The 1324-nt window shown below is 48.0% G+C and carries 1 protein-coding gene; it reads right to left on the reverse strand.

The genetic code is table 11. The annotated features are described in order from the left end of the window. The coding region (locus KDK14_RS17400) for an ankyrin repeat domain-containing protein (RefSeq protein WP_257266453.1) at positions 1 to 1209 on the reverse strand (1209 nt) is incomplete at its 3' end. Between the last annotated feature and the right edge of the window lie 115 nt (positions 1210 to 1324).

Here is a 1324-nt window from a genome sequence, read left to right on the forward strand (position 1 = left end):
GCTATCTCGGAATTGGATATATGCACATAATTGATCGCGATAATTCACGATCTTTTTGAATTCATCTCCACTTTCGTTTGGTTTTACTGCTTTATCCGGGTGATGTTCAAGCGCTTGATCCCTGAACGCTTTATTAACGTCTGACTGGGTGATTGTCGCAAGATCGCGCCCCCGGAGTTCCAGGCCTTCAAGGGCCTCAAGGACTTTAGCCATCTCTGAACTGCCCACATTGGGAGCTGCCCGGTGTTGAGAACCTGAAGTTTTTTGATCCCCAAACCGATGACTTTGGGTTCTCCCTTTAGACGTATTTTCGGGAGCGTGCTGAGGATAACGTTGGTTAGTTGCTGATCCGGGGTAGCCCTCTGCATTATTTTGCCCCGGGTCTGTGACTTGTCCTGCGCCTTTGGCAATGAGTTTTTGCACTGATTCCTCATCCTTGGCTTTGAGAGCGTAATAAAGAAGGGTGCGACCTGAAAAACCTGCCGGTGCATTCACATCACTAAAGCCATCAATAGCAGACGACAGTAACAATTTCATCACTTCGGCACTGTCGGATCGATTTCTAAACCAAAAATCACCGTCAAACGCTGAGTATCCCAGTCCGGAGCGAAGCTCTACCTTTGCCCCTGCATTGAGCAGCATCCTGACCAGTGCCAGGGAGTTTTTCGGTCTATATTCATACTGGAAAAAATTAAATACTGCGGCTGCGTAGTGAAGGGCAGTACGTCCATCATGAGCAATTGCATTCACATCGGCATTGTTTTTAATCAGCATCTCAACCGCCAACTCATGACCCGCTTCTGCTGCGTGGTGGATCGGGCGATTACGGTTGTTGTCCGGAATATCAACACGGGCCTTATGCTCTATCAGGAGGGTAAATAATTCAGAACATTCCGGTATTCCGGCAGCCAGATGCAGAGGAGTAAAGCCACAATCATTACGGATGTTCACATTAGCATTGAATTCCAGTAATGTTTTCGCCGTTTCCAGTTTATGATTGCTGAGCGCGTAGTGTAATGGTGTGTTTTCCCTTGAGTCCTTCCGGTTGATGTCACAACCCTTGGCCTCCAACAGTTTGGTCAGATTTTTTTCACCATTGAACGCTGCGATATGCAGAGCTGGCATATTTGCTTCATGCCAGGAGTGTGTCGACTCAGGGTCCTCCAGCTCTATCAGTTGCAGGGCGTGATCTATCTGGCCAGATATCACAGCATGAGCCACCGATGAAAATTCTATTTCCGGGGCAGGGTATTTCTGACAACCGGGGCATATTTTCCTGGAATCAAGACCCTGCCAGGTTTCTTCTAATTTCCTTCGGCAGGAG

Origin of the sequence: Endozoicomonas sp. ONNA2 (genome assembly GCF_024606365.1) — a bacterium.
Taxonomy (GTDB): Bacteria; Pseudomonadota; Gammaproteobacteria; order Pseudomonadales; family Endozoicomonadaceae; genus Endozoicomonas.